The organism is Pseudovibrio sp. Ad46 (assembly GCF_001623065.1).
Lineage (GTDB): Bacteria > Pseudomonadota > Alphaproteobacteria > Rhizobiales > Stappiaceae > Pseudovibrio.
The window spans coordinates 1-6,477 of the sequence record NZ_LMCG01000009.1; the positions used below are offsets into that span (position 1 = coordinate 1).

Annotated in this window: 2 protein-coding genes; both read right to left on the reverse strand. The window is 44.8% G+C overall.

The window, feature by feature from the left end; translation table 11 throughout:
• Window positions 1-473: 473 nt before the first annotated feature.
• The gene (locus PsAD46_RS04170) at window positions 474-5,411 is read right to left on the reverse strand and encodes an RHS repeat-associated core domain-containing protein (protein WP_063306207.1); all 4,938 of its coding nucleotides are present in this window, start codon (window positions 5,409-5,411) and stop codon (window positions 474-476) included.
• A gap of 117 nt (window positions 5,412-5,528) precedes the next feature.
• The gene (locus PsAD46_RS04175) at window positions 5,529-6,014 is read right to left on the reverse strand and encodes a hypothetical protein (protein ID WP_063302624.1); all 486 of its coding nucleotides are present in this window, start codon (window positions 6,012-6,014) and stop codon (window positions 5,529-5,531) included.
• Window positions 6,015-6,477: the final 463 nt, after the last annotated feature.

Consider the following 6,477-nt stretch of genomic DNA (forward strand, 5'->3'; position numbering starts at 1 on the left):
TTTGTGTGAATGTCCGCTCATGGTCAGTTGAGTAGTTTCAGATCGCCCATCAAAGCTACTGAAAATCCTTAGGGTGAGCATATCACAACCCATGCTAGAACTACTTGAATGGCAGTTCATGGCCCTCAGAGCTAGCAACACCCTCTCACTTACCTCAGTTCACGCAGTGCAGTGAACGGCAGTTAAGTCCGCATCTTACCAGCTCATACTCCGAGATACTAACGACAGTCACCCAGCATGTTCTTTAATTGTTCTGATTTTTGGCCGCTTTTGCAGTTTGGGGCCTTATAGGCCTTTTATGTACGCGAAGTCAACGAATTACACAACCTGACAAAGTCGTTGATGAGGTCTAGCTGAATACTAAGGGAGTACATTAGAGCACGTTGCGATCTTTTACAGTCTTGCCTCGTGCTCTATTTTTTTTGGTTGAGATAATTATTATTGCTTTATTGTATTCAATCGAGTGCCATAGTTTAACTGTAACTTAGGTTGCCTTTGACTGTTGCCTGAAGCATCTTGGCAATTGATTGTGCATCGTTAAATGTTCCTTTAGTCAGGAAGATAATTTCTTTATTTGTTGGGTCAATCTCTCGCTTTACCGCGTTGGCAAACACTTTATTTGTAACAGGTCGCAGAACCTTTCCATGGCCAGCAGTATTACTTCTGACATGAATCACACCATCGATAACCCTAAATTTGAGGGTTAACTGATTGCTGCTATCTGGTGCCATTGATCTTGCTCGACCACTGCTGAACTCATCGACATTCGGCATAAAGCTATTTACGATTTGACCTACAGAATCTTTGTGATCAAATGAGATCGCATCAAGTTCTGAGAACTTATCGCCAGATATTAGTGAGATCTCATTGTCGTTGATTGGAACCGGAACGACTTCGCTATCCTTAAGGTTTACTTTGCGACCCGCAAGATAACCTCCAGACGCACCACCAATAATAATACTGATCAGGTTTCGCGTTGAGAAAAAGGGTTGGTTATTTCCAATGGAGTTAACCGCGCCTGCGGTTATTGCATCTGTAAGTCCTCCCAAAAAACCAGAGGTTATTCTGGCCTGCTTTTGGACGCTGAATGCTGTACTATTTGTTTCCAGAGCCGATCTGAATATACTGGTTTTTGATGCGTTTGCGACCTTCTCTGCAACTGCAAATCCCGCAATCCCTGCGAGTATATCAACGGTAATCTGTTTAGCTGTAATATCCTCGCCTATAATTAGTGAGTTTGTGACATCACCGCCTACAGAGCTTGCCGCTGCAACAGATGCTCGAGCCCAAAAGCTTGCTTCCACGGCTTCAGCACCCAAAGCGCCAACAAGTATAAACTCTCCTCCAATTCCTATTAAAATGGCAACACCAATGCCAGCCAACAGGCCTAACCATGCTTCATCGCTTAGCAAACCACTTGGATCACTCTTCATAATGGGGTTGCCATCGGCATAAGCATATCGGTTGATTGAGTAAACCGGGTCAAGTGAGAGAAAACGCATGGACTTTGGGCTGTACCAGCGTGTTCTTAGATAGGTGAGGCTGCTTTCCGGGTTGGTGTACTGCGCATTCCAGTTCAGACTGTTGGGTGGTGTTAAGGCAGTACTGCTTTTGATTGTGCCATAATCTGAGATTTGAATATCTGTTTTGGCATTGGAGGTGGTGTGCAGGCGAACAGACCCGGCAGCACTTGAGAACAATGTTGTGCTTTCCGGGTTTACCTGCCCGACAAGCTGGGAGTTTGCCCAAAACAGACTATGATACTTTGGTGCATTTTCATCTGTATCGGTGGCAACACTGGCTACACAGCCCGCAATATTATAGAACTTTGAGGCACTGCTACCTGTTTTAACCTGGTCGAGCAAGCCATCAAGACCATATGTATTCTGGACATTTCGCTCACCCGGAGGTTGTACACCCAGCAACTGATTGGTGGTGCTGAAGGTATAAGTTGCACCATCAGTATCCTGAATCATGTTGCCGTTGGTATCATAGGTAGCGCCCTGACTGATCAGCTGGTTGATTTCGTTGTACTGGTAATTAGTGGTTTGTCCGTTTGAGCTGTGCCTAAGAATATTACCAGCACCATCATAGCTAAAAGTGTCCGTTTTGGTCTCATTTGCAGTTCGCAGGGTGGAGGAAACAAGCTGGCCAATCCCATCGTAGACCATTGACTTATTAATTTCGACAAGCTCACCTGAAACCAATGGGTAGCTTGAGGAGAGCGAACTTAGCTGGCCCTGAGGATTTCGGGGCATTTGGGCCCTGTAAATTATCTGTCCGTTCTCATTTGTGGTTTCAACATGTTCAACTTCCCCATAATCTCCGTATTCATAGGAAATTTGTTGGGGTTGAGATCCGGAAAACTGCTGGCTAATCAATACGCCTTGCATTCCATTTGCTGTTCCCCAGCCATTGTTCATGGTCAGGTTTCCGGCTGTTTGTTGAGAAATCTGATTTAAATGATTGTAGGTGTAGGTAAGTTGAGTTTCGTCGGGAAGCTGGCAGTGCGTAACTCGGCTGTAAGCATCTTTTGTAAACTTTATGGATTTGCCATCAGGATAGTGAATAGCCCGTGCTGTTCCATCCAGAGAGTATTCATAGGTGGAACTTTCTGAGCCATTAGAAACCTCAGAAACCAGATCATTCAGCAAATAAGAATAAGTATAGGTCTCTTCTCCGGTTTGTGCGCTGATCAGTTCTCCGACAGCGTTATAGCTGTACGTGGTTGTTGTGCCATCGTACCGCCTGTAACTTTCCAGTAAACCACCGGGTGCATAAGTAAACTCTTCTGATTGTCCCAGAGCGTTTGTTGCACTTACCAGATTTCCAAGTCCATCATAGCTTAAGATATCGCCGGATACGGTTGCTTGAGGAACACCGTTGTAAGTAACTGTTTGGTGGGTCTGCCTTGGTTTCTGGAGTAGATTATAAACTGTTTCCGTGGTTGCTTGTGCCTGCAAACCAGCCTCTTGAGACATCCCTGAAACAGTCTTTTGGATCTGCATTGTATCAGCGTTGTATTCGTAAGTGACCGTTGAAATATTAGTTTTTTCTGCATCGGAAACGTTGAAAGTGTTTTGATGAGTAACCAGCCCAAAACCGTTGTAGTTCAATAGGGTTCCATTGTAATTTTCAGGAGCACCCTCCTCAGTGAACTGGAAGTTTCTAACTTCAACAACCTGGTTCAAACCATCATATCGACTTTGGGTACGCAAAGAACCATTTAAGATATTCTCTGCTTTCCTGTTTACGTTATCACGATGAACCTCCAGAATATTTCCTAGTGGATCAGTTTGATGGATCAACTGGCCCAGAGCGTCATAGGTATACTGTGCAGTTGCGCCGGTAATTGTTGTATCGCTGGCCTTTAGCCCTAGTGCATTATATGTGGTAGCACGCAATTGTCGGTCCAAAACAGGGGTAGTTTGGGTTGGATTACCGTTGTCTTCAAGAAGGATGGCCCGTCCCAAAGCATCATAGGTTGTGCGTAGTTCATACCCATTAGCATTATGTACCAAGGTCATATTCTCACCAGCGCTAACACTTCCTGCCCCGCCCTGTGCCAGAGTATAGCTAAAGGTCTTTTCTCTACCCAAAGGATCAGTAGTGGAGATAAGGCGTCCTAGTGCATCATAACGAAGCTGATAAGTGTCGCCTGATGACGAAACCTGCCTTACACATGGCCCCATGGGCAGACGTAAATCATAGAAAAACTGACTTGTTTCACCAAGTGCATTGGTAAGTGAAACAGACAACTCCTGCGTTTCAGCGTTATATTGGGATAATATTGTATTGCTAACGGAATTAATATCACCACGTTCTCCGGTATATCCGTCCGCCCATGCCAATTCCCATTGAGTTTGCTGACCATCCTCATCATAGAAGTAGCTTTTTGTTTTGATGGGCAGGAATTCAGATTGCCCCGGCTTCATTTCTGAGGTTGTAACTGAGGCAATATTTTTCTGATCCTGCGTCAGAATAAAACTCAACTTGATTTGGTAATCACCTAATAAATCCTGCTGGTTTGTCTCCAATGGCATCTGACCACCCCAATTGGTTTGGGCAAAACTATGGTCAAGTTGAGAAACAAGGAGAGCTTCCTCATTTGTCAGGTCATATGTCTTGTTTTGAATTAGATTACCGAAGTCGTTGTATTCATTTTCAACTTTGGACTGATCAACCCATATGCCTTCTACCGGATTATAAACACTACGAACCACTGTAGAAGGCTTGCCAATATTCACACTGCGGTCATGTAGATCTGAGATTTGTTCATAGCTGAAAAGAGTTCGGAGAGCGCTCACCCCGTTGTGGTTTTCATCCAGCAGATAGGCATACTCCTGCATTGGTGAATGTAGGTAGTTATAAAATATGCTGGATGCAGATAGGCGGGTACCTGTTTCATCAAACCGTTGCACAAGAACATCATAAAGATACTCTGTGTCCTGACTATTCATCAATGTATCGCCACTGGTTGAGAGCTGATAACCTTGCGCGTAACCCGTGAAAGTGTTGCCTTGACTTTGACTGCCATAGGAATACCTGGTTTCACCTAAAAAAACATCATTCAGGTTACTGTACCTATGCATTTCTACTGCAGGAAATGACTGTACCTGCCCTTCTTCATTAAGGTACTCAATAGCAGTGTATTGATAGGTTGAGATAAGACCTGTTGCATATACGATTTGCTGAACTACCGTAACATCAGATTGCGAGGTGTAAGTAAGTTCAGTCCTTGCGCTAATCTGATTGGTTATTCGATGAATGCCCTTATTGGAAAATTCTATAGTTTGTGTAGAGCCATCTGGCAGTAAGACAACAACCTCTCCAGGTGCATACTGTAGCCGTACCACTTGCCCAAATGAGTCTGTAATGCTTGCCAGCTTATTTCCAAAAACATCCCCGAACGGGTCTGTGTAGCTGTAGGTGATTGAGTTGCCGAACAGATCAGCCTGCAAAAGCAGCTTACCGGTTGCATCAAAATAGCTTTTAGACCCGTTATCGTAGGTAAACAGGTAACGATAAGAACCCGGGGAAGAAGGAAGCGGCTGATCTACGACAAATTTCTGAAACTTACGACCGTGGTCATTTAGATACCTGAGTCCAGACTGGTATCCGGAGCTATCAGTCCAATTCGGATCAATAATATAGACTTTTCCCTGAAAGGTGAATGTTTCGCTGTTTGCCACAAATGGTAGATTGAAGCCCCATCCTGATGGCAGCCCCAATTGTCCCTTGGATCCTGCTGAATAAAAAGCATTAAGACCAACGCCAATAGCCTCTGTCCTTCCCCGCAGCTGTGCCAGTGGTATTTGGACAACAAGTGAGCCAGTGTTCTTGTTAACGTATTCCTGAGCCTGAAGTGACTGGTTGAATGCTTGTGAACCAGGATATTGTGAAATGGTCATCATATTCTCCCGTTTTCTTATTGAGGTTGGTTTGGTCGGGACAAAGTGGCATCTGCCCCGTAAGGGACAGGCCACATATTGAATTATCAGGTTGTTTGGAGGGGGCTTTAAGGGTGCTTAGTCAATGTCAAAGATGATGTAGACCGGTCCTGTTGTGCCTTCGTCCCAGCTAAGAGATTCAGCTTCACAATTTGCCTCAGTTGGACAAATGTGTGTGCCCTTTGAAGGGTCAATTAGCTGAATAGTGTTGCGGGAGTTGTCGTCACTCCAACTTGTTATTGTAGTTCCCGACTGCGCATAATTGTCTGTGTGGTAGCTTAATGACCAGACAGGAGCCCCGCCACTACATGAACTTTCCGCCTCGACATAACCAACGCTGACGCATTCAATTCCGGCATGATCAATTGTAAGGCTGCTATCGTTACCTACATCATTCATGCAAATATCGGTGTTTTCATCGGCGGTAAAGCTAACATTGATGGAATTTAACGGAGTTACATCGAGATTTACGCAGGCATGGATAACTGTTCCCGGACCAGCAGAAGCAGTTCCGGCATGCAATGAGAACGAAATAAGGCTAAGAATAAGAAGTAAGACGCGCATTGGTTTCTCCTGTTGTTATTGACGCGTATAAAATTAATGACAGAGGTGTCACCACAACTGTTCAACTAGGAGACGATTTGCTTGAAGTAATGTGAGATGTGCGCTTCTAAAATTTTAGAGCTGGTTGTTTGTCGGCGACCTCTTATGGACAGATCGATCGATTTGAGTAAGGGAGTGTTTTGGCCAACGATCCCGCTGACTGGAGTGAGAAATGAGGCAGAACGGTATGCTACATGAATGGCTGTTTAGAGAATTCCAGGCCCTTCATGAAGATAGCTGAAGACGCTTCTGGATGAATATGCTCAACTCTTGATGGAAACGCTCTAATGGCGGCTTCTGGCCCGATGCATCTCGACGTAGCCATACTCATTTCCAGTTCTCTACTCCGCAGCGGACGTCAGCAAAGTCCGCACTTCAATTATGAAATCGAACCGCGCTGACAGGCAACTTCGGATCATTGGGC

Coding starts and splice junctions, on each gene's coding strand:
- PsAD46_RS04170 (WP_063306207.1), bottom strand. CDS start 5,411: ATGACCATTTCACAATATCCTGGTTCACAAGCATTCAACCAGTCACTT.
- PsAD46_RS04175 (WP_063302624.1), bottom strand. CDS start 6,014: ATGCGCGTCTTACTTCTTATTCTTAGCCTTATTTCGTTCTCATTGCAT.